The sequence below is a fragment of the Herbidospora daliensis genome (genome assembly GCF_001570585.1).
In the GTDB taxonomy this organism is placed as follows: domain Bacteria; phylum Actinomycetota; class Actinomycetes; order Streptosporangiales; family Streptosporangiaceae; genus Herbidospora; species Herbidospora daliensis.
In genome coordinates this window covers 775,899-802,368 of record NZ_BBXF01000003.1, presented here as the reverse complement: position 1 = coordinate 802,368, position 26,470 = coordinate 775,899, and the positions used below count along the sequence as shown (strand labels likewise).

General features: G+C 73.4%; 20 protein-coding genes. 13 read left to right on the top strand and 7 right to left on the bottom strand.

Annotated features, from left to right (window positions below):
• Nucleotides 1-29: 29 nt before the first annotated feature.
• Entirely contained in the window at nt 30-1,511 is a 1,482-nt protein-coding gene (locus AW274_RS18760) for a TLP1 C-terminal extension domain-containing protein (protein ID WP_062433771.1), read from the bottom strand.
• A 166-nt stretch (nt 1,512-1,677) separates the two neighbouring features.
• On the opposite strand from AW274_RS18760, the gene AW274_RS18755 reads away from it, so the two are divergent.
• Nucleotides 1,678-2,316, top strand: coding sequence for a TetR/AcrR family transcriptional regulator (locus AW274_RS18755; protein WP_062433769.1), 639 nt, complete (start codon nt 1,678-1,680; stop codon nt 2,314-2,316).
• Here AW274_RS18755 and AW274_RS18750 read toward each other — a convergent pair.
• On the bottom strand, nt 2,295-3,101 hold the full coding sequence (locus tag AW274_RS18750; RefSeq protein ID WP_062433767.1) for an aldo/keto reductase: 807 nt from the start codon (nt 3,099-3,101) through the stop codon (nt 2,295-2,297). The genes AW274_RS18755 and AW274_RS18750 overlap by 22 nt on opposite strands.
• On the bottom strand, nt 3,098-3,445 hold the full coding sequence (locus tag AW274_RS18745; protein ID WP_062433764.1) for an MmcQ/YjbR family DNA-binding protein: 348 nt from the start codon (nt 3,443-3,445) through the stop codon (nt 3,098-3,100). Before AW274_RS18745 ends, AW274_RS18750 begins: the two co-directional genes overlap by 4 nt.
• A gap of 164 nt (nt 3,446-3,609) precedes the next feature.
• On the opposite strand from AW274_RS18745, the gene AW274_RS18740 reads away from it, so the two are divergent.
• The 3 genes from AW274_RS18740 (at nt 3,610) to AW274_RS18730 (ending at nt 6,310) form a co-directional block, all read left to right on the top strand.
• Nucleotides 3,610-4,353 (top strand): lytic polysaccharide monooxygenase, encoded by a 744-nt coding sequence (locus AW274_RS18740; RefSeq protein WP_062433761.1) that lies wholly within the window; start codon nt 3,610-3,612, stop codon nt 4,351-4,353.
• An 80-nt stretch (nt 4,354-4,433) separates the two neighbouring features.
• Nucleotides 4,434-4,961 (top strand): DUF305 domain-containing protein, encoded by a 528-nt coding sequence (locus AW274_RS18735; RefSeq protein WP_062433758.1) that lies wholly within the window; start codon nt 4,434-4,436, stop codon nt 4,959-4,961.
• A 35-nt stretch (nt 4,962-4,996) separates the two neighbouring features.
• A complete protein-coding gene (locus AW274_RS18730) occupies nt 4,997-6,310 on the top strand; it encodes a phytase (RefSeq protein ID WP_083974465.1) in 1,314 nt (437 codons plus the stop codon).
• A 3-nt stretch (nt 6,311-6,313) separates the two neighbouring features.
• Here the strand turns inward: AW274_RS18730 and AW274_RS18725 are convergent, their stop codons facing one another.
• Nucleotides 6,314-9,325 carry an AfsR/SARP family transcriptional regulator gene (locus AW274_RS18725; protein ID WP_062433755.1) on the bottom strand — a complete coding sequence of 1,004 codons (3,012 nt, stop codon included), beginning with the start codon at nt 9,323-9,325 and terminating at the stop codon, nt 6,314-6,316.
• A 139-nt stretch (nt 9,326-9,464) separates the two neighbouring features.
• Nucleotides 9,465-15,587, bottom strand: a complete 6,123-nt coding sequence (locus tag AW274_RS18720) for a phospholipase A2 (protein ID WP_157520412.1) — start codon at nt 15,585-15,587, stop codon at nt 9,465-9,467.
• Nucleotides 15,588-15,710: 123 nt separating this feature from the next.
• Here AW274_RS18720 and AW274_RS18715 point away from each other — a divergent pair, with 123 nt between their 5' ends.
• The 3 genes from AW274_RS18715 to AW274_RS41350 are packed head-to-tail and all read left to right on the top strand — an operon-like array spanning nt 15,711 to nt 20,809.
• Nucleotides 15,711-17,141, top strand: coding sequence for an MFS transporter (locus AW274_RS18715; protein WP_232320178.1), 1,431 nt, complete (start codon nt 15,711-15,713; stop codon nt 17,139-17,141).
• Between the two features lie 21 nt (nt 17,142-17,162).
• A complete protein-coding gene (locus AW274_RS18710) occupies nt 17,163-19,037 on the top strand; it encodes a protein kinase domain-containing protein (protein ID WP_062433742.1) in 1,875 nt (624 codons plus the stop codon).
• A complete protein-coding gene (locus tag AW274_RS41350; RefSeq protein WP_198169278.1) occupies nt 19,037-20,809 on the top strand; it encodes a serine/threonine-protein kinase in 1,773 nt (590 codons plus the stop codon). The genes AW274_RS18710 and AW274_RS41350 overlap by 1 nt, the downstream gene beginning before the upstream one ends.
• Here the strand turns inward: AW274_RS41350 and AW274_RS18700 are convergent.
• Nucleotides 20,806-21,210, bottom strand: a complete 405-nt coding sequence (locus AW274_RS18700; protein ID WP_062433736.1) for a hypothetical protein — start codon at nt 21,208-21,210, stop codon at nt 20,806-20,808. The genes AW274_RS41350 and AW274_RS18700 overlap by 4 nt on opposite strands.
• A 52-nt stretch (nt 21,211-21,262) precedes the next feature.
• On the opposite strand from AW274_RS18700, the gene AW274_RS18695 reads away from it, so the two are divergent.
• The 3 genes from AW274_RS18695 (at nt 21,263) to AW274_RS18685 (ending at nt 23,625) form a co-directional block, all read left to right on the top strand.
• Nucleotides 21,263-21,946, top strand: a complete 684-nt coding sequence (locus AW274_RS18695) for a response regulator transcription factor (protein ID WP_062433734.1) — start codon at nt 21,263-21,265, stop codon at nt 21,944-21,946.
• On the top strand, nt 21,943-23,199 hold the full coding sequence (locus tag AW274_RS18690) for a sensor histidine kinase (RefSeq protein ID WP_062433731.1): 1,257 nt from the start codon (nt 21,943-21,945) through the stop codon (nt 23,197-23,199). The genes AW274_RS18695 and AW274_RS18690 overlap by 4 nt, the downstream gene beginning before the upstream one ends.
• Before the next feature lie 78 nt (nt 23,200-23,277).
• Entirely contained in the window at nt 23,278-23,625 is a 348-nt protein-coding gene (locus tag AW274_RS18685) for a PepSY domain-containing protein (protein WP_062433726.1), read from the top strand.
• A 49-nt stretch (nt 23,626-23,674) separates the two neighbouring features.
• On the opposite strand, the gene AW274_RS18680 is transcribed toward AW274_RS18685, so the two are convergent.
• Nucleotides 23,675-24,478: an SAM-dependent methyltransferase gene (locus tag AW274_RS18680; RefSeq protein ID WP_062433723.1), complete on the bottom strand. Its 804-nt coding sequence runs from the start codon at nt 24,476-24,478 to the stop codon at nt 23,675-23,677.
• Nucleotides 24,479-24,580: 102 nt separating this feature from the next.
• On the opposite strand from AW274_RS18680, the gene AW274_RS18675 reads away from it, so the two are divergent.
• The 3 genes from AW274_RS18675 to AW274_RS18665 are packed head-to-tail and all read left to right on the top strand — an operon-like array spanning nt 24,581 to nt 26,389.
• Entirely contained in the window at nt 24,581-25,078 is a 498-nt protein-coding gene (locus AW274_RS18675) for a hypothetical protein (protein WP_062433720.1), read from the top strand.
• A gap of 31 nt (nt 25,079-25,109) precedes the next feature.
• Nucleotides 25,110-25,637, top strand: coding sequence for an RNA polymerase sigma factor (locus tag AW274_RS18670; protein WP_232320177.1), 528 nt, complete (start codon nt 25,110-25,112; stop codon nt 25,635-25,637).
• Nucleotides 25,634-26,389: a hypothetical protein gene (locus AW274_RS18665; protein WP_062433713.1), complete on the top strand. Its 756-nt coding sequence runs from the start codon at nt 25,634-25,636 to the stop codon at nt 26,387-26,389. The genes AW274_RS18670 and AW274_RS18665 overlap by 4 nt, the downstream gene beginning before the upstream one ends.
• Nucleotides 26,390-26,470 lie beyond the last annotated feature (81 nt).

Here is a 26,470-nt window from a genome sequence, read left to right as displayed (position 1 = left end):
GACACACTGCCCACACACATGAGCCTCGGCTAAAGAGCGGTCACGCGGTTGCCCTCCCTCGACGTGTGGGCGACCACGCGGGTGCCGATCGGTTCCCCCACCGTCAGTGACGCCGGGTCGGCGGTGGCGACGAAGCGGCGGCCGTCGGTCAGGCGGGCTACCACGATGCCCGTCCGGCGGCCGTCTCGGCTCTGTCTGATCGTGTACGTCTCGATCATCGCCTCCCCCTCGGGTTCGGTGGTCGTGGCGACCTTCGGCCAGGCGTCTACCTGGCTCTGCAGGTTCGACTGCTCGCGCCACGGGGCGGGGGTGGTGGCGTACAGGGCGGTGGAGTATTTGCTCAGCAGGCCGCCGTTGGCGCCGACCAGGGCCAGGTCGCCGGGGTGGGCGCGGCAGAAGGCCACCGCTTCGGCGACGGCGTGCAGGGAGTAGGCGTTGCCGGGGCCGCCGAAGAACGGCAGGCCGCCGGTCAGGGTCAGCGGGCAGGTCAGCGGGACGCTGTCGGTGACGTTGGTGACGGCGATCGGGAAGCAGCTGTAGAGGTCGGCGGCGGCGACGTCGGCGGGGGTCGCGCCCGCCTGGGCGAGGGCGTCGGTCACGGCGAGCACGGCGGCGGGGCTGCGGCTGAGGTCGGGGCGGGCCAGGACGTCCTGTTCGCGGACGTCGGCGTGGCCGTGGACGTACACCCACCGGCCTGACGGGATGCCCAGGCGGCGGGCGGTCGCCACCGACGTCAGCAGGACGGCCGCGCCCTGGTTCACCTTCTCCCTGGCCACCACGTACCGCGGGTAGGGGTCGGCGATCAGCCGGTTCCGGTCCGAGACCGTGACCAGTTCCGCCGCGGTGCGTTCGGTGGGGGCGGCGGCGTGCGGGTTGGCGGCGGCGACCCGGGTGAAGGGGGCGAACAGGGCGCCCATGCCGTGGGCGTACACCTCGCGGGTCTGGCCGAGGCGGGCGCGGCGGGCGTTCTCGAACAGGGCGTACTGGGCGGGGGCACCGGTCAGGCCGTGGCGGGCCAGTTCCGGGTCGAAGAGGCCGTCGAGGCCGTGGCCCCGGTCCTCCAGACTGCCCGGCTCGTGTTCGGTGAAGTCGGGCCGGTCGGGGCGGGCGATCAGGTGGGCGACGGTCGAGATGGCCTCCGCGCCGACGACCAGGGCGGCCGACGACTCCCCCGCCGCGATCGCGGCGGCCAGTTCGGTCACCAGGCGCTGCGGCGACTGGCCGCCCACCACGTCGAGGATCGCGCGGGCGGGGTCGGCGCCGACGCGGCGGGCGACGGAGCGGGGGAAGTTGTCCGACCGGCCGAGCGGGGCCACCGCCTGCGGGGCGGAGATCTCGAACTGCCGTACGGCCGCGATCGTGTCGAGCTCGCGGGGGTCGACGCCGGCGAGCGCCAGGGCGGCGGCGTCGGCGGCCAGGGCGACGGGTGAGCGGGCCCGGTAGCCGGGGTCGCCGAGGCGCTCGGAGACCTGCCCTACCCCGACGAGGACGGGGATGCGGTGATCGTTCATATCATCATCAACGTATCAACCTGGGCCTCACGCCCTGACGTCACTGGTGACCAGCGGAATCGTCAATTTGACTGAAACGCCGTTCATCTCACCGGCCCGACTGCTCGGCGACAGCCCCCCGCGAACGGGGTTCGGCCGCAGGCCGCGCGGTTAGCCTGCTGACCTTGTGAGCACCGACCCCGGCATGCCCGTTCCGGGACCCGGCCGTCCGCGCGACGCCCAGGTCGACCGGAAGGCCCTCAGAGCCGCGCTGGCCCTGTACGCCGAGCTGGGCTGGGCGAAGTTCACGCTCGACGCGGTCGCCCGCCGGGCCGGCATCGGCAAGGCCGCGCTCTACCGGCGCTGGCCCAGCCGCGAGAAGCTCATCGCCGACGCGATCGAATCGGCGCTGGTCGTGCCCTCGTTCGACATCGACACCGGCACCCTGCGCCAGGACCTACGCGAGCTCATCGGCTCGATGCTGGCGCACTACCTGGGCCCCTACGGCCTGGCGGGGCTGCGGCTGCACGTCGAGGCGCGGGCGTATCCCGAGTTGTTCTCCCCGGTGACGGGCGTGATCAGGAAGTCGCGGGTGCTGGAGGCGCGGCAGATGATCCGCCGCGCCATCGCCCGGGGCGAGCTCGGCCCCGGGGCGTCGCCCACGCTGATCCTCGACACGCTGCTGGGCGCGGTGCTGCAGCACGTGCTGGCCACGCCGGAGGAGCTCCGCGAGGACATGCGCGCCCAGGCGCCCGAGTACGCCGACCGGCTGATCGACTTCGTGCTGACGGCGGCGACCACCCTCTATCCTCCGGCGGGCGACTGAATCCGGTCGTACTGCTCGTCGGTGAGCACCAGCTCGGCGGCGCGCACGTTCTCGGCGAGGTGGACCTGCGAGGTGGTGCCCGGGATGGGCAGCATGTTCGGCGCGCGGCGGAGCAGCCAGGCCAGCGACACCTGCGAGGTGGTCGCGCCGAGCTCGGCGGCGACCTCCTTCACGCCGGGGTGCGAGGACGCGATCGGGTAGAAGGGCACGAACGCGATGCCGAGCTCGGCGGTCCGCTCGACCATCGCCTCGTGGCTGCGGTCGGCGGCGTTGTACGCGTTCTGCACCGCCGCGATGTCGGTGACGCGCAGCGCGGCGTCGAGCTGCTCGACGCTCACCTCCGACAGGCCGATGGCCCCGATCTTGCCCGCCTCCCGCAGCTCGACCAGCGCCCCGAGCTGGTCGTCGAGCGCGACGAGCGGGTCGACGCGGTGCAGGTAGAACAGCGGGATGTGGTCGGTGCGCAGCCGCCGCAGGCTGAGCTCGGCCTGCTGGCGCAGGTAGGCGGGGTGCCCGACGGGCACCCACTCGCCGGGTGAGGGCCGGGCCTCCCCGGCCTTGGTCGCCACGATCAGGCCGTCGGGGTAGGGGTGCAGCGCCTCGGCGATGAGGGTCTCGTTGTCGCCGAGGGCGTAGGCGTCGGCGGTGTCGATCAGCGGCACGCCGAGCTCGGCCGCCTTCCTCAGCACCGCGACGGCGGCCGGGCGGTCGGCGGGGCCGTGCCAGATGCCGGCGTCGGCGAGCCGCATCGCGCCGAAGCCGATCGTGCCGGTGGGGACGGTCATGAGGGATCTCCCAGGTGCTCGCGGGCCACTTTCTTCGGGACGCACATCTGCCAGGCGTCGACGACCAGCTCGTGCATGCGCGCGGGGTCGAGGCGGTCGAGCCGGCACTCCACCCACTGGTAGCGCAGGTCGACCGGCCCCGGCAGGAAGAAGACGTCGGGCTCGGCCGCGACCAGGGCGGCGCGTTCCTCCTTCGGGTAGCCGAAGCCCATCGTGGTCTCGTCGCGCGAGAAGGCGACGTAGACGATGCGCCCGACCCGGAACTTGACCCGGTCGCGGATCAGGTGCTCGGTGGTGCGCGGCAGGGCCAGCGCGACCCGGCGTACGTCGTCGACTCCGACCATCGGAAACCTCCTTGAACGCGAGCGTCCAAGGCACCGTATCTGGGTGTACCGACAACTAAACGGAGAAGTTGACCAAGGCCCTGACAGGAGACTCTGCACACCATTTACTCTTAGGAAACTTTCTTTTACATTGCTCGGAAGCCCCCCAGGAAGGAGTGCTTCACATGAGAAAAACGATCTTGTCGATCGTCACGGCCTTGGCGGCCGTGGCGTCGACTCTGGTCGTGCTCACCGGTCCCGCCCAGGCCCACGGCTACATCTCCTCGCCGCCGAGCCGGCAGGCGAACTGCGCCCAGGGCCGGGTGGCCAACTGCGGTCCGATCATCTACGAGCCGCAGTCGGTCGAGGGCGCCAAGGGCCAGCGCAACTGTCACGGAGGTCTCTCGCAGTTCGCCCAGCTGAGCGACGAGAGCAAGCCCTGGCCGGCGACGTCGGTCGGGCAGAACGTGACGTTCAACTGGATCCTGACCGCCCGCCACGCGACCAGCACGTGGGAGTACTACATCGGCAACACCCGGGTCGCCGTCTTCAACGACGGCGGACGCCAGCCGGGTGCGACGGTCTCCCACAACGTGAACCTCGGCGGCTTCTCCGGCCGTCAGCGCCTGCTGGCCATCTGGAACATCGCCGACACCCCGATGGCCTTCTACAGCTGCGTCGACCTCCAGATCGGCGGTGGCGGCGGCAACCCGCAGCCCACCCCGACGCCGACCGTGACCCCCCGTCCGCCGTCGCCCACGCCCACCGTCACCCCGCCCCCGGCGGGTGGCACCTGGCGTACCGGCACCTACTACGCCACCGGGTCGACCGTGACCTACGGCGGCGCCACCTACCGCTGCCTCCAGGCGCACACCTCGCTCGCCGGCTGGGAGCCGCCGAACGTGCCCGCGCTCTGGTCCCGCGTGTAGTGACGCGTCCTGTCACCTGAAAGCCGCCGGCACGGCGCAGTCCGCGCGCCGTGCCGGCTCCGACCAACAATGAGGGAGCCATGAAGCGTCTGGCAATCGTCCTCGCCCTCGTGGCCGGATGTTCCGCCCCGGCCGAGCCCGCGTTCAACGCCGCCGACGTGATGTTCCTGCAGATGATGATCCCGCACCACGAGCAGGGCATCCAGATGGCGGCGATCGCCGAGGAGCGCGCCGCGCGCCCCGAGGTGCGGGCCCTGGCGTCGGCGATCCGGGCCACCCAGTCGGACGAGGCGAAGACCATGACATCGCGGCTGACCCGGTGGGAGCAGCCGATGGAGGCGCCGCCCGGCTCCCACGACGCCCACGGCGGCCTGCACGAGACCCGCCCGTCCGACATCCTGTCGCTGGAGAAGGCCCCGGCCGGCCAGTTCGACGTGAACTTCCTGAACCTGCTCGCCGGCCACCAGCACAACGCCGTCGACATGGCCCGCACCGAGGTGAAGACGGGCCTGGACACCTCGACGAAGGACCTGGCCAAGCGCATCGAGGAGTCGCGCGGCGCGCAGATCCAGGAGATGCTCCGGCTCCTGGCGGCACCGCAGCGTTAACCTGCCGGTCAGATTGCTCGGGCAGCCTCGCACACGTGATCAGCACCTCCAGGGCCGCGCTCGCGATCGGCCTCCTCTCCACCGTCCTGCTGTCCGCCGCCCCCGCCTCGGCGGAGGGCCCCGCGGTCGTGACGACCGACAACGAGACCCCGGTCCTCTACGACGACGACCGGGGCGGCGACGCCTCCGGCGACGACCCGGCCATCTGGGTCGACCCGCACGACTCCCGCAAGTCGATCGTGATCGTGACCGCCAAGGAGGGCGGCCTGCGCGTCTACGACCTGAAGTCGCGCGAGATCCAGTCGCTGAAGGCGGCGAAGGCCCCGCGGCGCGACGGCGTCGAGGGCCGCTACAACAACGTCGACATCGCCTACGGCCTGCGGCTCGGCGGCCGGAAGGTCGACGTGGCGGTCGTCTCCGACCGCTACAACGACCAGATCCGCTTCTTCGCCATCGACCCGTCGGCGGCGAAGCCGCTGCGCGAGGTGACCGCGCCCGACCAGAGGTTCCTGTTCAGCCCCGACCGGAAGACGGTCGGCGAGGAGCACACCGCCTACGGCCTCGCCGTCTGGCAGCCCACGCCGGGCACGGCCTACGCGGTCGTCACCCAGGAGGGCGCGACGACCCTGGCGACCGCCCGGATCGTGGAGAAGGACGGCCGCCTCGGCTACTCCTCGGTCGAGCGGCTGACCATGCCGTCGGAGTTCCCCCTCCCGGACGGGACGACCTGGAAGCCCTGCGAGGAGCCCGGGGTGCTGCCCCACTTCGAGGGCCTGGCCGTCGACCAGCGTTCGGGGGTGTTGTACGCCGCCCAGGAGGACGTCGGCCTGTGGCGGGTGCCGCTGCCGCTCGGCACGAAGCAGCCGACGCTCGTCGACAAGGTCAGGGACTTCGGCGTCGAGGACGTCTACGACGAGGAGACCGAGGAGTGCGCCCCGGTCGACCCGAACGCCTCGGGCTTCGGCGGCGACCACCTGACCGCCGACGCGGAGGGCGTCGACGTCTACTACGCGGGCGGCGCGACCGGCTACGTCATCGTCTCCAGCCAGGGCGACGACACCTTCACCGTCTACGACCGCCAGGGCGCGAACAAGTCCCTGGGCACCTTCCGGGTCAAGGGCGTCAAGGGCGTGGACGACGTCAACGGCTCCGACGGCCTCACGGTGACCAACCGCCCGGTCGGCAAGTACACCCAGGGCCTCCTGGTCACCCACGACGAGCCCGACACCGGCGCGAACGTGGACGAAGAGCGCGACGCGACCAACTTCTCCTACGTGTCGTGGGGTGAGGTGGCCCGCGCGCTGAAGCTAAAGGTCAGCACCAGGGCGGGCAACGACCCCCGGTTCTGACGGTCAGCCCGGCAGGCCGATCTGCTCCCGGCCCTTCTGCTTCAGCGTCTCGGCCTCCTCGCGGGCGCGTGCCGCCTCCTCGGTCCGCCCGGCCGCCGTGTACGCCTCGGCGAGGCTGGCCAGGGCGGCGGCGATGAACGCCTGCCAGCCGCGCACCCGCCACAGGCGCACCGACTCCTCCAGATGGGCGACGGCGTCGTCGACCAGGCCCTCGGCCAGGTCGACCTCGCCGAGCACCCACAACGCGTCGGCGCGGTGGTGGGCCAGCCGGTGGTTGCGGCACAGCTCCTCGGCGGCCTCGGCCGCGCCGCGCGCCCTCGGGTCGCCGGCCACCGCGTAGAGGCGGGCCAGGGCGACCATGCCGGTGGCGTCGACCAGGGCGTCGCCGAAACGGCGGCCGGCCATGGCGCGGCTCAGGTGGGCCATGCCGGGTTCGTACTGGCGCAGGTGGGCGTGGGCCAGGCCGAGGAACTGGAGAGCGGTCGCCTCGAAGCGGGCGTTGCCCACCCGCTCGGCCAGCTCCAGGCCCTGGTGCAGGTGGACGATCGCCCTGTCGAGGTCGGACAGCCCGTACGTCACGGCCATGCAGACGTGGGCGCGGGCCTGGCCGCTCAGGTGGCCGGCCCCCTCGGCCAGGCGCAGCGCGGTCCGGCCCGATTCCAGGCCCAGGGCCAGGGCCCCCCGGGCGGCCTGGCCCCAGGCCCGCATCACGTAGGCGTCGGCCAGCCCGCGGTCCTCGCCGACCTCGGTGAACAGGGCGATGAGCTGCCCGGCGCCGTCGTAGTGGGCGGCCATGGCCTCGTTGTCCATCCAGCTCGTCGCCGAGATGAGGCCGCGCAGCACGGTCGCCTCGCCGAGCCGGTCGCCGGCCTCCCGGCACGCGTCCAGCAGCGGTTCGTGCATCGTGCGCCAGTCGTCGAACCGGCCGCGCACGTCGAGGTAGCGCTCCAGCGAGCAGGCGGTGTCCCAGGCGAGGGCGACCAGGCCCAGCCCGCACGCCTGCCGGACCGAGGCGACCAGGGCGGCCCGTTCGCCGTCGAACCAGGCGAGCGGGTCGTGGCCGGCCAGCGGCTCCCACGACTCCCCGGGCGCCTCTCCGGGCGGCCGCCAGCGGGGGGCGTCGCCGTGGATGATGGCCAGCGAGGTGCCGTGCACCCGCTCGGTGGCGTGTTCGGCCAGGGCCAGCCAGCCGCCGAAGGCGCGGGCCAGCGCGGCCCGCACGGCGGCGGCGTCGTCCTCCAGGTCGCCGCACTCGCGGGCGTACAGGCGCACCAGGTCGTGGAAGCGGTAGCGGGACTGGCCGGCCGCGTCGGCGCCGCTGATGAGCAGCAGCTGGCGGTCGACCAGGGACTCGACGAGCTCCTCGCCGGCCGCCAGCGGCAGGTCGAGCAGGGCGGCGGCGGTCCAGGCGGCGAAGTCGGGGGCGTCCAGGGCGCCGAGCAGGCGGAAGGCCCGGCGGGTGAGCGGGTCGAGGCCGAGGTAGCTGAGCGCCAGGCTGGCCCGTACGGCCAGGTCGCCGGTGGCGAACTGGTCGAGCCGCCGCCGCTCGTCGGTGAGCTGGCCCGCGAGCCGTTTGAGCGGCCAGTTGGGGCGCACCGCGAGGCGCGCCCCGGCGACCCTGACCGCCAGCGGGATGCGGTCGGACAGGCGGGCGATCTCGGCGGCGGCCTCGGGTTCGGCGGCCACCCGCCCCGCCCCGGCGATCCGCGACAGCAGCTGCACCGCCTGGGCGGGCAGCAGCACCGACAACTCGATGAGGGTCGCCCCCGACAGGCCGGTCAGCCGGGTGCGGCTGGTGACGACGACGGCGCAGCCCGACGAGCCGGGCAGCAGCGGGCGCACCTGACGTTCGGAGGCGGCGTTGTCGAGCACGATCAGCATGCGGCGGTCGGCGACCTGGCTGCGGAAGTAGGCGGCGCGTTCCTCGGTGGTCTCCGGCATCGCGGTCCGGGGCACGCCGAGCGCGGTCAGGAAGGAGGCCAGCACCTGCCCGGGGTCGGCGGGCGACGGCTCGACGCCGTGCAGGTTCACGTGGAGCTGGCCGTCGGGGTAGTCGCGGGCGAGGCGGTGGGCGGCGTGCACGGCCAGGGTCGTCTTGCCGACCCCGCCCATGCCGGCGATCACGCACACCCGGACGTGCCCCGGCCCGGCGGGCGGCGGGCCGCCCAGCAGGGCGGTGATCCGGTCGAGCTGGTCGTCGCGGCCGGTGAAGTCGGAGATGTCGGCGGGGAGCTGGGCGGGCGTGGCCTCCCTCGGCGGCGGGGGCGGCGGGACCGGGTCGTCGGGGAGGGTGCCGGTGAGGATCGCCTGGTGGAGGTCGCGCAGTTCGTCGCCGGGGTCGAGGCCGAGTTCGGTGGCGAACACCCGGCGCGCGTCGTGGAAGACGGCCAGCGCTTCGGCCTGCCGCCCCGACCTGGCCAGGGCCGTCATGAGCTGGGCGCGCGGGTGCTCGCGGAGCGGCTGCTCGTCGACGAGCGCGGTCAGCTCCGGCACCAGCGCCGCCGACAGGCCGCGCGCGAGGTCGGCGTCGACCCGGTTCTCCAGCGCGCCGAGGCGCTCCTCCTCCAGGCGGCGGGCGTGGTCGCGCAGCCCGTCGGTGACGTTGAGGCCGTCGTAGACGGGGCCGCGCCACAACTCCAGCGCCCGCGCGAGCACCCCGGAGGCCCGTTCGTGGTCGCCGGCGGCCAGGAGGGCGCGCCCCTGCTCGGCCAGGGTCTCGAACACCTCGGCGTCGAGCTCCCCCGGGTGGACGGTGAGCATCCAGCCGTGGCCGGTGCGGGTGACCCGGTCCTGACCGAGCACGCGGCGCAGCTGGTGGGCGTACAGCCGCAGGTTGTCGGCGGCGGTTCGGGGCGGACGGTGCCCCCAGAGCGCTTCGACCAGGGTGTCGGCGGACACCGGCCGGTTGGCGCGGCAGACCAGTTCGGCGAGCATGACGCACTGTTTGCCGGCGCTCAGCGCCAGCACCCCGGCGTCGTCCGACACGCGGAGCGGCCCCAGGACGGCGAATTCCAATCAGGCTCCAGTGAAACGGCGATGAAAACGATCAAAGCCGCTCAAATGTGCACGATGGAGTCACCAGCGTCAACCCGTGGGTCAGAAAGACGCCGGCGGGGACCGTGGGACGGCCCCCGCCGGCGGTGTCACCGGGTCGTCAGACCCGGCCGAAGTAGTAGACGGCCAGGTAGTAGTTGGTGGCGAGGTTGCGGCACAGGCCGCGCCGGTACCAGGCGTACGCGGGGCAGACCCCGTTGTAGAGCACGTGGTAGAAGATGCTGTCGGCCTGGTACTTGCTGGAGATGTAGCCCATCCGCCGCAGGGCGTATCCGTAGTCGTGCATCATGCACGCCTGCCGGAAGTCGAAGCCCAGCGGGCGGTCGGGGCTGCTGGTGCAGTAGTCGTACAGCACGCCGCGCACCCACCAGCCCCGCGGGGTCTTCACCCAGCGCACCGTGCGCCAGCTGCCGTGGTACCAGGCGCGGGTGACGCCGCAGTGGTTGAAGGCGAAGTGCGAGAACGTGCGGCACCAGTACCACTTGCGGCCGTCGAGGTCGGCGTTGGACGTCGGCGCCTGGGCGGCGTAGTCGTAGGCGTTGGCGCTGCCCCCCTCGACCGGGTCGGTCTGCAGGAACCGGCCGAGTTTCGGCTGGTAGAGCCGCACGCCCATGAGGATCGTGCCGTCGGGGGTGTCGGTGACCCGCTCGGCCGCGCCGTGCCAGCCGTAGCGGCCCGCCGGCTGGCCGGGACGCGGGTTGCCGAACTCGTCGAAGTCGAGCGCGAGCGGCACCCCGGTGGTCAGGTCGAGCACGACGTTGATGTCGTCGTGCAGGTTGGTGAGCTGGAGCCGGACCTCGCCGGTGGCGGAGGTGATCGCCGCCAGGCCGCCCGACACCGAGTGCACGTTCCGGGAGACCCGCCCGGTGGCGACGTCCTCCACCACCCAGGCGGGGGTGTCGTCGTCGGCGTCGAAGTGCTCGACCCGCCGGGCCGCGGCGGCCCACGTCCCGCCGGTCCGCGCCTCCGTCAGGGTGCTGTTGCGGCGGAGCTGGGGGTCCAGCGTGTACGACTGCCGCGCGTCCCCCGAGGTCATCGTCTTGACCAGGTCGGTCGCGTAGTAGTCGACGGCCAGCCCGTCGGGGGTGGCGGTGGTGCGGCCGAAGGCGTCGTACACGTAGCCCTCGTCGACCAGCCGGTCGCCGGTGTCGTAGGCGTGGGTGCGGGTGGTGACGCCGCTTCCGTCGCAGCCGCCGCTGGTCAGCGAGGTGCGGTTGGAGTTGGCGTCGTAGCCGTAGGCGCGCCGGGTGCAGACGCCGCCCACGGTGTCGTCGACGGAGGCGATGCGCCCGATCCTGTCGTAGCCGACGAGCTGCGCCGACAGGCCGGTGCGGACGACCTGCTGGCCGTGGATCGACCAGGCGACCGCGTCGTCGAGCAGCTTCACCCCGGCGGCGTTCTGGTAGACGCGCCGGGTCGGCGCGCCGGTCGGGTCCTTGCTCACCGTGTAGGCCACCCCGCCGGGCAGCTGCTCGGCGACGATGCCGCCCTCGGCGTCGTAGGTCGCGGTGAAGCGCCCGGCGACCGAGTCGGTCATCGCGGTGAGCAGGCCGCGCGGGTCGGCGTCGAGGTCGTACTCGTAGGTCATCGTGGACGGGGCGCCGTCGGTCTTCCTGACGACCCGGTCGAGCGCGTCGTACTCGACCCGGGTGACGCCGCCGTCGGCGTCGGTGTAGGAGGTCTGGCGGCCCAGGACGTCGAACTCGCGGGTGATCGACCCGCCCGTGGAGGCGGTCGTCCTGGTCAGCCGGCCGGCGGCGTCGTAGGTGTTGGTGACGGCGGGCACGGCCGCGCCGAGGCCGCCGGTGACCGTGGTGGTCAGCACCTGGCCGGCGCTGTCGTAGGTGGTGGCGGTGGTGCGGGTGACGCCGTTGGCGGTCTCGGCGACCGAGGCGACCCGGCCGCCCTCCTCGTAGGAGTACACCTTGGTGACCAGCTCGGACGGGTTGGACCCGCCGCCCGACACGGCCTGCTTGGCCTTGGTCCGGCAGAGCAGCCCGGCCCATTCGGGCCTGCCGCCGCACTCGCCGGAGCCGTCGGCGGTGTAGTAGGCGCTGGTCGTGGTGCCGGCGTCGTCGCCCGACGACCTGGGCATGGTGGCGCTGACGACCCGGCCGTCGGCGTCGTAGCCGGTGGTCCGGGTGACGGCCAGGCCGCCCGGGTCGGTCACCGACCTGACGACCTTGCCGGTGGCCCAGTCGTAGGAGGTGCGGCTGAGGCGCACGTCGGCGTCCGCGCCGCCGCCCGGCGTCCAGGCCCCGACGGCGGTGGTGGTGACCAGGCCCGACACCTTGGCGTCGTCGGGCCGGCCCTCGTCGAAGGTGTTGACCTGGTGCTTGCGGGCGGGCGTCGGGACGCCGTTCAGCCGCACCAGGTGCAGCGGGCCGAACTCGCCGAGCATGCGCTGCCCGTCGGCGGAGTAGACGGTCTCCTCCGACAGCAGCCGGGCCCGTTCGGCGGTCGAGCTGTTGATCAGGCCCAGGCGGGTCAGCTCCTCGGCCGCGCCCGGCCCCTGGCCGAAGGCCAGCGCCCGGTTGCCCGCCGACAGGTTGAGCACGGTGTTGCCCTGGGCGTCGTACTGGCTGGCCGACAGGCCGCCGCCGGGCTCGGCCCGGTTGACGGTCGCGCCGTTGGCGTTCAGGTAGGTGACGGTGGCCCGGCCGTAGTCCGACCCGGCCAGCCCGCCGCGCCCGGTGTGGTTGGCGGGCACCTGGTCGGGCGGGAAGACCGCGGTGGCGTCCGACGGCGGGTCGGTCTGGCCCCACGTCAGGGTGGCGGCCGGCGAGAGGTTGTAGGGCGCGCCGCTGCCGCTGGTCGGCACGTCGTACACGACCGAGGTGACGGCGGTGCCGTTGGTCTCGTTCAGGGTGCCGGGGCGCAGGGTCGGCCGGGAGGCGGCCAGCAGCATGCCGTCGGCGGCGGTGTCGGCGTTCCCGGCGCGGCCGTAGGTGAGCGTCCACGGCAGCTCGCCGGGCGGGGTGAAGCGGTTGACGCGGCCGGCGAGGTCGTAGTCGTAGCGGGTCTTCACGGCCGGGGTGGCCGGGTCCCAGCGCTCGCGGAGCCGGCCGAGGTCGTCGTAGCGGTATTCGGACAGGTGCTGCGGGTCGGCGGCGCCGCCCTCCCACAGGCTGATCAGCTTGACCTGCCCGGCGACGTCGCCGAGCTGCGCCCCGGCGGTCGTCGTGGTGGCGTACGTGACCACGATCAGGCGGCAGCCCTCGGGCAGCGCGGCCAGAGTGGCGACGTCGCAGTCGGCGGCCGAGCCGACCGACCAGGCCGGGGCGATGATCCGGGTGGGCCGGGCGAGCCGGGTGCCGTCGGCGGCGGTCACCGGCTCCCAGACGAAGACGGTGCCGCCCTTGCCGCCGGCCGGGTAGACCGCCCGCACCAGGTAGGCGTCGTTGACCTTGGCGAACACGGTGCTGCCCGCGGTGGTCGAGTCGGTCAGGGTGTAGCGGTCGGCGCCCGCGTCGTAGGTGAGCTTCAGGTTCCCGGCGTCCGACTGCGGCGTCCAGGAGCCGTCGGCGTTCTTCGTGAACGCGACCGAGGAGCCGTCGCCGGTGATCTCCACCGAGGTGGCGGAGGTGGCGTGCAGCTCGGTGAAGGTGCCGTCGCCCGACTGGGCCAGGCCGTTCGGCGTCCACTCGGCGCCGAAGATGGGGGCCACGCCCGGCAGGGAGGAGCCCTTGCGCGGGTCGCGGGAGGAGAAGGAGCGCATCAGGCCGACGCCGAACATGCTGGCGTCGGTGGCGGTCATCCGGAAGTCGCCGTTGAGCAGGTTGACGGTGCCGGGGCCGATCGGGCCGGTGGTCGCGCCCTCGGCGTCGCGGTCGACGGTCAGGTCCACCTTCGGGGAGGCGGCGGTGCCGCCCGAGGTGGTGAACTCGGCGCGGATCTCGATCGCGCCGTCTTCGGCCAGCGTGCGGGTGACGTCCCAGACCAGGTCGGGCGAGACGCCCGCGGCCATCGCCACCGGCCAGGTGATCGCCGCGCCGTCGGAGCGGCGGCGCACGTCGGCGGCCGGGACCTGGTGCCAGTCGTCGGCCTCGCCGCGCCGGTAGGAGAAGCTGACGGCGGTGACGCCGGCGCTGCCGGCCGCGGCCAGCACGGTCCGCCGGGCCGTGGAGCTCGCGTCCTGCGGCGAGGTCACCGCGAAGCGGCCCACGCCGAAGTCGTACTGGGCGGGTTCCGACAGGTTGCCGGCCTTGTCCTTCACCCAGGCCCGCAGGGTGTGCGGCCCGTCGGCGGCGGGTGTCCAGGTCACCGTGTGCGCGCCGCCGCTGCTGGCGGCCGACTGCTGCGCGCCGCCGTCGAACGACCAGAGCACGGCCGACACGTCGGAGCCCGCCGGCGTGATGGTGAACGTCCCGGCCTGGCCGGCGCCCTTCGACCACGCGTCGGCCGGGTAGTCGGCCGAGCTCACCTCGGGCGCGTCGGGCGCGGCGGCGTCGACGGTGAAGGCGAACCACGACGACCAGGCGCCGTAGGCGGTGCCGTCGTAGGTGCGCACCCGCCAGTTGTAGGAGGTGTTGGCGAGCGGGGTGGCGACCCGCCAGGTGGCGGTGCCGTTGTTGGCGACGCCCGACACCGAGCCGCCGGTGATCTTGGTGGCCTTGGCGGCGTTCCAGACCTCGAAGTCGGCCCGCTGCGCCGTGCCGTCGGCGTCGGAGACCTTCGCCGACAGGTTCGGCTGCGCCGCCCCGACCAGCGCCGGGCTGGAGCAGGTCGAGCAGGGGGCCACTGCGAGGGAGCCGGGCGTGCCCGGGACCGAGTTGTAGGTGATGGAGATGTTCGGGTTGTTGGCGAACCGCTTCCAGTAGGTGTTGTCGGTCTCGCTGGACGCCTTGACCATGAACGTCACCGAGGTGCCGCCCGCGTCCATGATCCCCTGGAGGGCCGAGGCCACGTTCCAGCCGACCCACGCCGACGGGCAGCTCGACGGCCCGCCCTGGCCGCTCGACGACCAGCCGTGCGCGACGCTCTTGGCGCCGATCGACAGGTTCGAGGCGGGCTGGTTGTTCCAGTTGGTCGACGACGACACCGCGGCGGTGCGGTGCAGTTCGACGTTCCTGGGCGTGCACGACCAGGCCCAGTGCTCGTAGATGTTGAACGTGGCGGCCACGATCTGCTTGCGGGTGCCCATGCCCGACAGGTTCATGGTGAAGAACGAGCGCCGCTTGAACGCGCCCGACTCGGCGGTGCCCGCCGTGGCGTCGTTCGAGCTGTTCCAGTACGTGCTGGTCGGGTAGCGCGAGTCGACGTACGTCCAGGCCGACTTGGCGGCGGTGAAGCTCGGGTCGATCGTCACCGGGAAGACGGTGGCCGGGTCGGCCAGCAGCGCCGCGTCGGGGGTGACGGTGACCGCGTCGCGGCCCACCTTGACGCCCATCGTGGCCCGTTTGCCCGGGTTGGACGCCCCCGTCCTGGCCGCGGCGGCCGGGGCCTTCTCGGCGGCGGCGTCCCACATCTCGGTGGCGACGGCGGCGAAGACCGGTTCGTCCTTCCTGCCGACGACGGTGAGGTTGCCGTGCTTGTCGGCCTTCAGCGTGCCCTTCTCGATCTCGGTGCCGAAGGTGAGCGACTTCAGCCTCGGGTCGGCGGCCGCCTGCCGGTTCTTCACCATCAGCTTCTGGGCGAAGCCGTCGACGTCGGCGGTGAGCACCAGGTCGACGCCGGGCAGCACCTCCGGGTAGGTCGCGGTCGTACCGGAGAGCACCGGTTTGGGCAGCTTCCCGAGCGGCGAGCCGAGGGCGAACTCCACGCCCTCGCGGGCCGCGCGCACCAGGGGCCCGTCGCCGCCGCCGGAGAAGCCGTAGGAGACCGAGGCGGCCTTCGGCACGACCGTGCCGTCGTCGGCCACCACCAGCGTCGCGTCGGCCGGCACCCAGCGGTCGTCCCGCTTGATCCTGACCGGGCGGTAGCGGTGCTCCACGGTGAGCGTGCCGTCGGGGTTCACGAAGTACTCGTCGTTCTCCGTGGTCATCGCGGCGGCCCTGACCCGCGCGCCGCAGACCTGGGCGGCCAGCCGCGCGGCGATCTCGGTGGGCATCTCCTCGGGGCACTTCACCGCCGCGGCGCTCACGGGGGCCTGGACGGGCGGGGCGACCGCCTTCGCCGGCACGGAGGTGACCAGACTGGATAACAGAGCAAGCGAGATGAGGGTGGGTAATGCGGCGCCCTGCCGCCGTTCGCGCAACACCGTCGGGCCTCCGAGAAGAGTCATCCGGCTTATCGACGGCCAGCCTCGTGAGCGGCCGTATAGCCCTCGTATAAACGGCGTTGATGATCACGGCAAAGACCTGTCGGGAGCCACATCGCCACAGGTCAGCCGGGGTAAGCCCTGCGAGTGTCGACCTGTGCGCGGCCCGGCGTCGTGCTGGCCATCTGCTGTGTGAGCGTGTTCATCGTCGGCATGGACAGCAGCATCCTGAACGTCGCCCTGCCCTCGATCCGGCAGGCGTTCGGCGGCAGCATCTCGGGCGCGCAGTGGACGCTCGACGCGTACACGCTGACCCTCGCCTCGTTCCTGATGTTGTCGGCCTCGACGGCCGACCGGATCGGCCGGCGGAAGGTGTTCCAGACGGGCCTGGTCGTCTTCACCATCGGCTCGCTGCTGTGCAGCATCGCGCCGACGCTCGAGACGCTGACCGTGTTCCGGGCCCTGCAGGCGGTCGGCGGCAGCATGCTCAACCCCGTCGCCATGTCGATCATCACCAACACGTTCACCGAACCGGCCGAGCGGGCCAGAGCCATCGGGGTCTGGGGCGGCGTGGTCGGGGTCAGCGTCGCGGCGGGGCCGCTCATCGGGGGCGCGCTGGTCGAGTTCGTCGGCTGGCGGTCGGTGTTCTGGGTGAACGTCCCGATCGGGATCGCGGCCTTCGTGCTGGCCAAGCTGCACGTCCCGGAGTCGCGGGCGGCGCACGCGCGGCGGTTCGACCCGGCCGGGCAGATCCTCGTCATCGGGACCGTGTTCCTGCTGACGTTCGGCATCATCGAGGCGCCCGGCTCCGGCTGGGGGTCGCCGCAGACGCTGCTGTCGCTGCTCGGCTCGGCGGTCTGCCTCGTCGCGCTCGTCGTCGTCGAACGCCGCCGCGTGGAACCGCTGATCGACGTCAGGTTCTTCAAGGCGCCGCCGTTCGCGGGGGCCACCGCCATCGCGCTGCTCATGTACACCGCGCAGGGCGGCTTCCTGATCGCCAACACCCTCTACCTGCAGGACGTCCGGGGCTTCTCACCGCTGGAGGCGGGCCTGGCGATCCTGCCGATGCCGCTGCTGCAGGCGCTGTGCGGGCCGATCTCCGGGCGGGTCGTCGGCCGGTACGGACCCCGCCGGTCGCTGGTGATCGGCAGCATCGGGAGCATCAGCGCCGGGCTGCTGGCCGCCGTCCCGGCCGACCTGCCGACCGGCCCCCGCATGCTCCTCTGCTACGGCCTCATGGGGTTCGGGCTCGGCTGGATGAACGCCGCGATCACCACGACGGCCGTCTCCGGGATGCCCAACGCGCAGGCCGGGGTGGCCGCCAGCATCGTCTCGACCATGCGGCAGACGGGCGTCACCTTCGGCGTGGCCATCATCGGGAGCGTCATCGCCACCCATGTCACGGTGCTCGCGCCCGGTCCCGGCTTCACCGCCGCCTACCGCATCAGCTGGGCGATCATCGTGACCTGCGGAACCCTGGTGTTCTGCATCGGGCTCCTCACGACCGGGCGGTGGGCGCAGCGGGCCGTCTACCGGCAGGTGCACAAACATCCTCTGGAGAAGATGTGGCATCCGTAGGCACGCGCCCATAATGTCCGCATGGGGCGCGCCGTTCCGCTGGGGCCCGACGATCCCACCGACGTCGGGGAGTACCGGATCACCGGCAAGATCGACGAGCCGGGGCCCGAGGACGCCTACCTGGCCACCGATCCACGGGGCACTCCCGTCGTCATCCGGCTGCTGGCGCCCGTCGCCGAGCCCCACAGGGTGACGGCGGCCGTCGACCCGCTGCGGGGGGTGCCCGCGTTCTGCGTCGCCCAGGTGCTCGGCGGCGGCACGCTCGGCGACCGGCCCTACGTCGTGTCCGAGCACGTCGAGGGCCCGACGCTGGCGGAGGCCGTACAGGAGAGCGGGGTGCTGACCGGGGCGGCGCTGCACCGTCTCGCGGTCGGCACCATGAGCGCGGTCGTCGCCATCCACCAGGCGGGGGTGCTGCACGGCGACATCCGGCCCGCCACCATCGTGCTGGGGCCCGACGGTCCCCGAATGGCCGACTTCGGGCTGAACGAGGCCCTGCGGACGTCGGAGACCACCGTCACCCGGCACGTCGGCAAGCCCGCCTACCGGGCGCCCGAGGAGTTCGACGCGGCGCCGCCCGGTCCCCCGGCCGACGTGTTCGCCTGGGCGGCGACGATCGTGTTCGCGGCGACCGGGCGCGACCTGTTCGCCGGCGACTCGGTGGCCGCGACCGTGAACCGGGTGGTGCGCGAGCCCGCCGACCTGACCGGGATCGACGTCGACCTGCGCGGCGTGTTGTCGGCCTGCCTGGCGAAGAACCCCGCCGAACGGCCGGTCGCCAGTGACGTGCTGTTACGCCTCATCGGCGAGGAGTCGCTGCTCCAGGTCACCGGCCGGGTGACCCACCCGGCGCGGCGCCGGCTCCCCTGGCCGGCCGCGGCCGCCTTCCTCGCCGGCGCGCTGGTCGCGGGCCTGGCGGTCTACCTCGCCGTGCCGCCCCGGGTCGAGTACGTGCGGGTGCAGGCGGCCGCGCCCACGGTCACCACCGCCGCGACGATCGCCCCCGAACTCGAGTCGGTGCCCGAGGACACGACCGAGGTCAAGGTCCCCGGCACCCCGATCACGCTGCACGAGAGCCCCGACGACCCGGTGCGGTTCAGCAGCTACCTGACGCTGAAGAACCCCTTCGCCGCGTACGTCAGGCGTGCCGACGGCACCTACACCGAGGTCGGGCGGGGCGAGGAGCCCTCGGTGTCGCCCGACGGCCAGTGGGTGGTGCTGAGCCCGTGGGCCAAGTACCTGCAGTCGGACTTCGACTACGTCCGGTTCCGCAATCTGCGGACCGGGGCCGAGTTCTCGGTGAACACCGTGCGCAAACCCCAGCGGACCGTCATCCCGAGCTGGTCCCGCGACAGCACCAGGGTCGTGCTCTCCGTCGAGAACACCGACGAGGAGCGCACCGACGGGTTCGCCGTCGTCGACGTGAACCGGCGCACCGCGCAGATCGTGGAGTCGGAGTACACCGGCGGCCCGAACTACCCCTACGGCTTCACCCCCGACGGGCAGGTCGCGCGCGGGTACGCCGACGCCACCCACGTCGGGGTGAAGATCTACGACGGCCGGGGCTTCGTGACCCGGACCCTCCACTGGGTGGGCATGCCCCGCGACCGCAGCTGGTTCAGCCCGTCGGGCCGGCGGCTGGCGACGCTCTGCCCGAAGTCCGACGAGATCTGCGTCTGGGACATGGGCTCGGGCGCCCGGCTGGCGACCGTGCCGATTCCCAAGGACTCCCTGTTCTACGGGTGGTTCACCGACCGCCACGTCCTGGTGCGGGTGCCGCTCAAGAAGGGGGACGAGGTCCGGGTCGTCGACCTGCTCGGCGAGGTCGTGCGGGTGCTGGCGACCATCGACGACACGAGCGACGAAGTGTTCTTCCGGTTCGGCGTGCTCCCGTGATGATCGGCGGCCACCGGATCGTCGGCCGGCTCGGGGAGGGCGGCCAGGGCGTCGTCTACCTGGGCGAGTCCCCCTCAGGGGAGCGGGTGGCGGTCAAGGTGCTGCGCGACGGCGACGCCGAGGCGTTCCTGGCCGAGTCGGAGATGGTCCGGCGGGTGCGCACCTTCTGCACCGCCCAGGTGCTGGAGACCGGCGTCGCCGACGGGTCGCCCTACATCGTCAGCGAGTACGTCGACGGCCCCAGCCTGGCCCTGGCGCTGGCCGAACGGGGGCCGCTGCGCGGCGCGGAGCTGGGGCGGCTGGCCATCGGGACGATGACGGCCCTGGCGGCGATCCACCGGGCGGGCGTGGTGCACCGCGACTTCAAGCCCGCCAACGTGCTGCTGGGGCGCGACGGGCCCCGGGTGATCGACTTCGGCATCGCCCAGCTCGGCGACTCGGCCGCCGTCGCCGACGTCGTCGGGACGCCGCCGTACATGGCCCCCGAGCAGTTCCGCGGCGGCCCGGCGGGCAGCGCGGCCGACCTGTTCGCGTGGGGGTCGACGATCGTCTGCGCGGCGACCGGACGGCCGCCCTTCGGGACCGAGCCGGTGCCCGCCGTCGTCAACCGCATCCTGACCCGCGAGCCCGACCTGACCGGCCTCGACGGGGAGCTGCGCGACCTGGTGGAGGCGTGCCTGGACAAGGACCCGGCGGCCCGGCCGACCGCCCAGGCGGCGCTCATGCGGCTGCTCGGCGAGACGACGGTCCCCGGCGAGCCCGGCCGGCCGCGCCGTCCCCGGTCGTGGTGGATCGCCCTCCTGATCGCCGCCGGCGTGACGGCGGCCGTCGTGCTGACCCGGCCCGACGCCCCGGCCGCCGCGCCGCCGCGGGCCCCCGCGGTGGTGGTCGCCCCGGTCGTGGCGCGGCCCATGGCCGCGACCGCCACCGTCGAGGTCGAGATCGCGTCCGTGGGCGTCACGCTGCACGAGAACCCCGCCGACGGCCTCTGGGCGTCCTCCTACGAGGACACGCGGGACGGCGGGGGCAACACCGGGTACGTCCGCGACCCGGGCACCGGCGCCTTCACCTCGGCCGGGGCCCTGGCCGACGTGCGGGTCTCACCCGGGGGGCAGTTCGTCGCGGTCTTCCCGGGGCGGCGGTTGTTCGCGCCCGACTTCGACTTCGTCCAGATCACCGACCGCCGCTCCGGCACGACCCGCGAGGTGGACACGGTCTCCCGCCCCGAGCTGGGCCGCCACCCCGTCTGGTCGGGCGACGGCTCGACCCTGCTGATGTCCACGGGAGGCACCGAAGACGGCGACTCGGTCACCGGGTTCGTGCTGGTCGACGCCGTCAAGGGGACCTCGTCCGTGGTGCGCGTCGCGGCGGGCGGCACCGAGCCGTTCCGCTGGGGACCGGAGAAGGGCACCCTGGCCCGCGAGACCGGCGGCACGACCACCGTCTACACCCTGACCGGCGAGGTGGTCAGGGAGCTGACCGGCACCGGCGACCTGCACGCCACCCGCGACGGACTGCTGCTGACCGGCTGCGCCGCCGGGCGGTTGTGCGTGCTCGACGCGGCGACCGGCGCGGAGCGCCGCCGCTTCCCCCTGGCCAAGGGGCTGAGCGTGGGCGGCTGGCTCGACGACGACCACGTCATGGCGACCCGGATCGGCGAGGACAGGTTCGAGGTGGTCCTGCTCGACCTCGACGGGAAACAGCTCCGGCTGCTGGCCGAGGGCCCCGAGTCGGTCTACGAGGGCATCCTGATCTTCTGGACGACCCGCTAGTCGTCGGTGCCGCGCACGACCGAGGCCACCGGGCCGGGGCAGCGGACCGTCACCGTGGTCGTGCGGTCGTCGGCCGACTCGAACGTCACCGACGCCCGCGGGGCCGGGCCCCGGTCGACGTCCTCCACGCTGTGGTTCTGGGCCGGCGTCCACGACAGCAGCACGGCCCGGTCGCCGGAGCAGGCGGCGGTGACGGAGCCCTCGGCGTAGGCGAAGCTGCCGCCCGCGCGCAGGGTCACGCCCGGGGGCGGGGGCGGCTGGGCCGAGGCCGTGACGAGCGCCTCCTCCACCTGGGCCTCGGACAGGGCCCCGCCGGGGGCGATCAGCGAGACCGCCCAGGTGCCCGCCGACGCGGCGCACACCGCCGCGAGCAGCCAGGCCGCCAGTCCCGCTCCGCGCATCGTCCGCCTTTCTCGGGGAACCTCGACAGGTAGTACCCAGAAAGGCGGACAGGTGGCACACCTGCTTCTCGTGGAGGACGATCCCCAGGTCAGATCGGCCCTCACCCGGGCGCTGACCGGTCTCGGGCACGCCGTGACGTCGGCGCCCCACGGCATGGAGGGGCTGACGCGGGCCCTGGAGGACCGGCCCGACCTCGTCGTGCTCGACCTCGGGCTGCCCGACGTCGACGGCTGCGAGGTGCTGCGCATGCTGCGGGCCGTCAGCGCGATCCCGGTGATCGTGGCGACCGCCCGCGACGCCGAACCCGAGATCGTCAAGGCGCTCGACGCGGGCGCCGACGACTACGTCGTGAAGCCGTTCGGCGCGGCCCAGCTCGACGCCCGGGTGCGGGCGGTGCTGCGGCGCGGCCGGGAGCAGGCCGAGCCCGAGGTGATCGTCGTCGGCGGCCTGCGGGTCGAACCGGCGGCGCGGGAGGCCTGGCTCGACGACCGCCGGCTCGACCTGACGCCCAAGGAGTTCGACCTGCTCTCCTACCTCGCGGCGCGGGCCGGTCAGGTCGTGCAGAAACGCGAACTGCTGGCCGAGGTGTGGCGGATGGCCTGGGGCGGCGGCGACAAGACGGTCGACGTCCACCTGTCGTGGTTGCGGCGCAAGCTCGGCGAGACCGCCCAGCGGCCCCGCTACCTGCACGCCGTGCACGGGGTCGGCGTCAAGATCGTCGACCCGGGCCGGTGAGGCGGCGGCTCTCGTCGCTGGCGCTGGCGACCACGTCGCTGGTGCTGGTGGCGTTCCTGGTCCCGCTGGCCGTGCTGGTGCAGGCGCTGGCCGCCGAACGCGCCACCGGCACCGCGGCGGCGTGGGCCGGGTCGGTGGCGGCGACGGCCGCGCTCGGCGACCGCGAGGCGCTGGCCGCCGCCATCGCGCAGGCGAAGGCCGCAGGTGTGCCGGTGACGGTGTTCCTGCCGGGCGACCGGTTCGTCGGCGAGCCCGCCGCCGGTGGGCCGGGCGTGCGGCTGGCGCGGCTCGGCCGCAGCCTCACCGTCGACACGCCGCAGGGCCGCGAGGTGCTGGTCGCCGTGCAGGGCGACGGCACGACCGTGGTCCGGGCGCTGGTGCCGCCCGAGCGGCTGCGCGAAGGGGTGACGCGCACCTGGCTGGTGCTCGGCCTGATCGGCCTGGCGCTGCTGGCCGTGGGCGCGCTGGTGGCCGACCGGCTGGCCCGGTCGCTGATCGGCCCGGTGGCCGAGGCGGCCGGGGTGTCGCGGCGGCTGGCCGGCGGCGACCTGGAGGCGCGGGTGACCCCCGGCGGCCCGCCCGAGATCCGCGACGTCGGCGCGGCGCTCAACCAGCTCGCCGGGCGCATCGACGGCCTGCTGCGGCGCGAGCGCGAGTCGGTCGCCGACCTGTCCCACCGGCTGCGCACCCCCGTGACGGCGCTGCGGCTGGAGGTCGACGCGATGCGCGACCGCGAGGACGCCGCCCGCGTCGGCGCGGCCGTGGCCAGCGTCGAGCGCATGGTCACCCAGGTCATCACCGAGGCCCGCCGGTCGGGGGCCGAACGCGGCCCCGGCTGCGACGCCGCCGAGGTGGTCGCCGAGCGGGTCGCGTTCTGGTCAGCCCTGGCCGACGACCAGAACCGCCGCCGTTCCGTACGGCTCGCGCCCGGCCCCCTCCCCGTCCCGGTCCGCGCCGAAGACCTGGCCGCGCTCGTCGACCTGCTGCTGGAGAACGTGTTCGCGCACACCCCCGAGGGCACCGCGTTCTCGGTCGACCTCGACGCGCGGCCCGGCGGCGCGCGGCTGACCGTCGCCGACGAGGGCCCCGGCTTCCCCGGCTCCGGCCTGGTCGAACGGGGCGCCAGCGGGGCCGGGTCGACCGGGCTGGGCCTGGACATCGCCCGGCGCACGGCCGAGGAGTCGGGCGGGTCGCTGCGGGCGGGGAACGGGCCGGCGGGCGCGCGGGTGGTCGTGGACTTGGGAATTCCTTAGGAAACCCGCAGGGCCCCGATAAGCCGTGTCCCGCGATGGTGGAGGAACAAGCACGGAACCACCAAAAGGAGACGGACCATGCGCAGGAAGACCCTCATCGTCACCGGCGTCCTCGCCGCCGGCCTGGCCACCGGTGTCGCCGGGGTCGGGATCGCGTCGGCCGCCACCGACGACACGGCCGAGAAGTCCCCCACCCGGCCGACCGTGCTCGTCGACGCCGCCCAGCGCACCGCGCTCGGCCAGGTGAGCGGCGGCTGGGTCGTCTCGTCCGACCTCGAGGGCACGACGTGGGAGATCGAGGTGGCCGGCACCGACGGGACCGTCAAGGAGGTCTACGTCGACGCCGCCAAGGGCACGGTCGTCCAGGCCCCCGCGGACGAGGCCGACGACGACGCCGACGACGCGAACGACACCGACGACGACTGACCCTCCGTGACTTCGACGGCGGCCGGCCCGGTCCGGCCGCCGTCGCACGTCACGGCTTGCGGGCGACCCCGCCGAAGGAGTCGATGGGGCGCTCGTACTCGGTCGGGCGCCACTGCGACAGCGCGGCCAGGCCCGGCTCGACGAACTCCAGGCCGTCGAAGACCGTCTTGAGCTCCTCGACGCTGCGCAGGTAGTAGGGCACGCCGCCCGACTCCACCAGCTTGTCGGCCCCGTCGCCGATCTCCTCGCCCTCGGTGCTGTCCCAGAAGATCATGTAGCTGCCCGACGGGACGTGCGCCATGACGCGGTCGACGATCGACTTCAGCTCGTCGAGCTTCTCGACGTAGCCGAGCACGCCCATGAACATGACGCAGATCGGCTTGGTGAAGTCGAGCACGTTCTTCGCGTCGGCGACGATCAGCTCGGGGTCGTGGTAGTCGGCCTCGACGTAGGTCGTCACGCCCTCGGGGGTGGTGTTGACCAGCAGCGCGCGGGCGTGCACCAGGACCATGGGGTCGTTGTCGACGTACACGATCCGGGCGTCGGGGTGCACCGACTGGGCGACCTCGTGGGTGTTCTGCATGGTCGGCAGGCCGGTGCCGATGTCGAGGAACTGCTTGACGCCGCCCTCCTCGGCCACCCACTTCACGGCGCGGATCAGGAACTTCCGCGACTGCTTGGCCATCGTGACGATGTCGGGGTAGACCGACGCCACCGCGTCACCCGCCTGGCGGTCGGCGGCGTAGTTGTCCTTGCCGCCCATCCAGTAGTTCCAGATGCGGGCGGCGTGCGGCGTGCTGGTATTGAGTCTGGCCGCGTAGTCGGCACGCGGATTGGTGTATTCGTCGGCCATTTCGGCTCCCTGTACGGAAAAGTCCGGGACGCCAAGATCATACTTTCTGGGGCAAAGTACGTTACAAGACCAGTACAAGTCGTCCCAGACAAACTGGGCCCCATGAGCAAGACCACCGGCCCCGGCCCCATCGGGAAGACCATCCTGATCCTGTGCTGGCTCGCCGTCTGCGGCCTGTCCTTCTACGGCTCGGTGCCGTCGTTCCTGCTGGCCACCGGCCAGGTCGGCACCCCCGGCACCCTGACCGTGACGTCGTGCGTGACCCTGGGCCAGGGCCGCTACGACTGCGACGGCGTCTTCACCCCGGCCTCGGGCGGCCCGGCGGTCGCGGTCGACGCCTCCCCCGACTCCGAGGCGGGCGAGACCACCCCGGCCCAGCTGACCCCCGAGGGCGACCGGGCGGCGCCGGCGGGAACCAAGGGCGTGCTGGCGGCGCTGAGCCTGGCGGGGGTCGGGCTGGGCGGGCTGGGCTTCCTGCCCTACGTGCTGATGTACTGGGCCCGCCTCCCGGGCCGCCGGGTGGCGGCCGTCGCGGGCGCGGTTCTGTCGCTGGGCGGTCTGCTGCTGGCGATCGTGGGCGTCACGGCGTCCGTCCTGTAACTCCTGCCGGGGTCCGGACACTTACCTCATCGTGACGGCATTCGACGAGTTCTATCTGACCCATTACCCGGCGGTGATGGGCTACATCAGACGCCGCGCGGCGTTACCCGACGACGCGGCCGACGCGATCGCCGAGACCTTCGCCACCGCCTGGCGCAAACGCGACGCGATCCCCGCCGAGGCCCGCCTGTGGCTGTTCGGGGTGGCCCGCCGGGTGCTGGCCAACCAGCGGCGGGCCGGCCACCGGCACACCGCCCTGGCCGAACGGCTGCGCGCCGAACTGGCGACCCGGACCCACGTGGAGCCCGACGGCGACCGCGACGCCGTGCGCGCCGCCTTCGCCCGGCTCAGCGACCTCGACCGCGAGGTGCTCTCCCTGGCCGGGTGGGAGGGCCTGACCACCGCCGAGATCGCGACGGTGCTCGGCTGCCCGCAGGGTGTCGCCCGGGTGCGCCTCCACCGCGCCAGGAAACGCCTCGCCCGGCTGCTCGCCGCGGCCGACCTCGACCTGTCCCGGTACGGCTCCCGCGCCGGATCCCTCGCGAAAGGACACTCATGAACGCCGACGAGATGGTGGCGCGGATCAACCCCTTGCGTGACGACGTCCCGATCACGCCCGGCGCTCTCGCGCTTCTGGAGGCGGTCAAGACGCTCCCCACGCCGAGACGCCGCCGCACCCGGGTGGCCGCGCCGGTCGCCGCCGTCACCGCGGCGGCGGTGACCTGGGCGGCGTGGCCCAGCCCGGCGGCGGCCCTCGACATCCGCCGCGACGGCGACGCCTACGTGGTCACCGTCCACGACCTGACGGCCGACCCCGAGACCTACGGGAACCTGCTGCGCGGCGTCGGCCTCGACGTGACCCTGCGGACCGTCCCGGCCGCGCCCAGCCTGGTCGGCACCGCGATCCCCGTCAGCGGACGGGACGTCGACTTCCTCACCGAGGAGGGCGACTGCGTCCTCACCGACTGCGTCGTCGCCCTGCGCATCGGGGCCGGCCAGTCGGGCGGGATCGACATCAGCCTCGGCCGGGAGGCCGCCCCTGGGGAGCGCTATGCCATGCCCGGCCAGATCGACGCCCCCGGCGAGCCGCTGCACTGCGTCGACTTCCGCAGCCTGCGCTTCGGCGCGGTGAAGGCGCTGCTCGCGGAGAAGGGCGTCACCTCCGTGACGGCCGCCGGCGGCGCGGCCGAGGACGACTGGTACGTCCACGACGGCGTCATGTGGGCGGCCGACACGGCGCTGCTGCTGGCCGGGCCGACCGCGGACGTGCCGGCGAACGTCGGCCCCGTGAACACCGGGGGTCTGTGCTGACATCCGGGGTGGTCAGGGCAGCCCGACCAGCGGCCTCGTGAGGAGAAGAACTCGCGGTCGGGAGAACGTCCGGACGTTTTT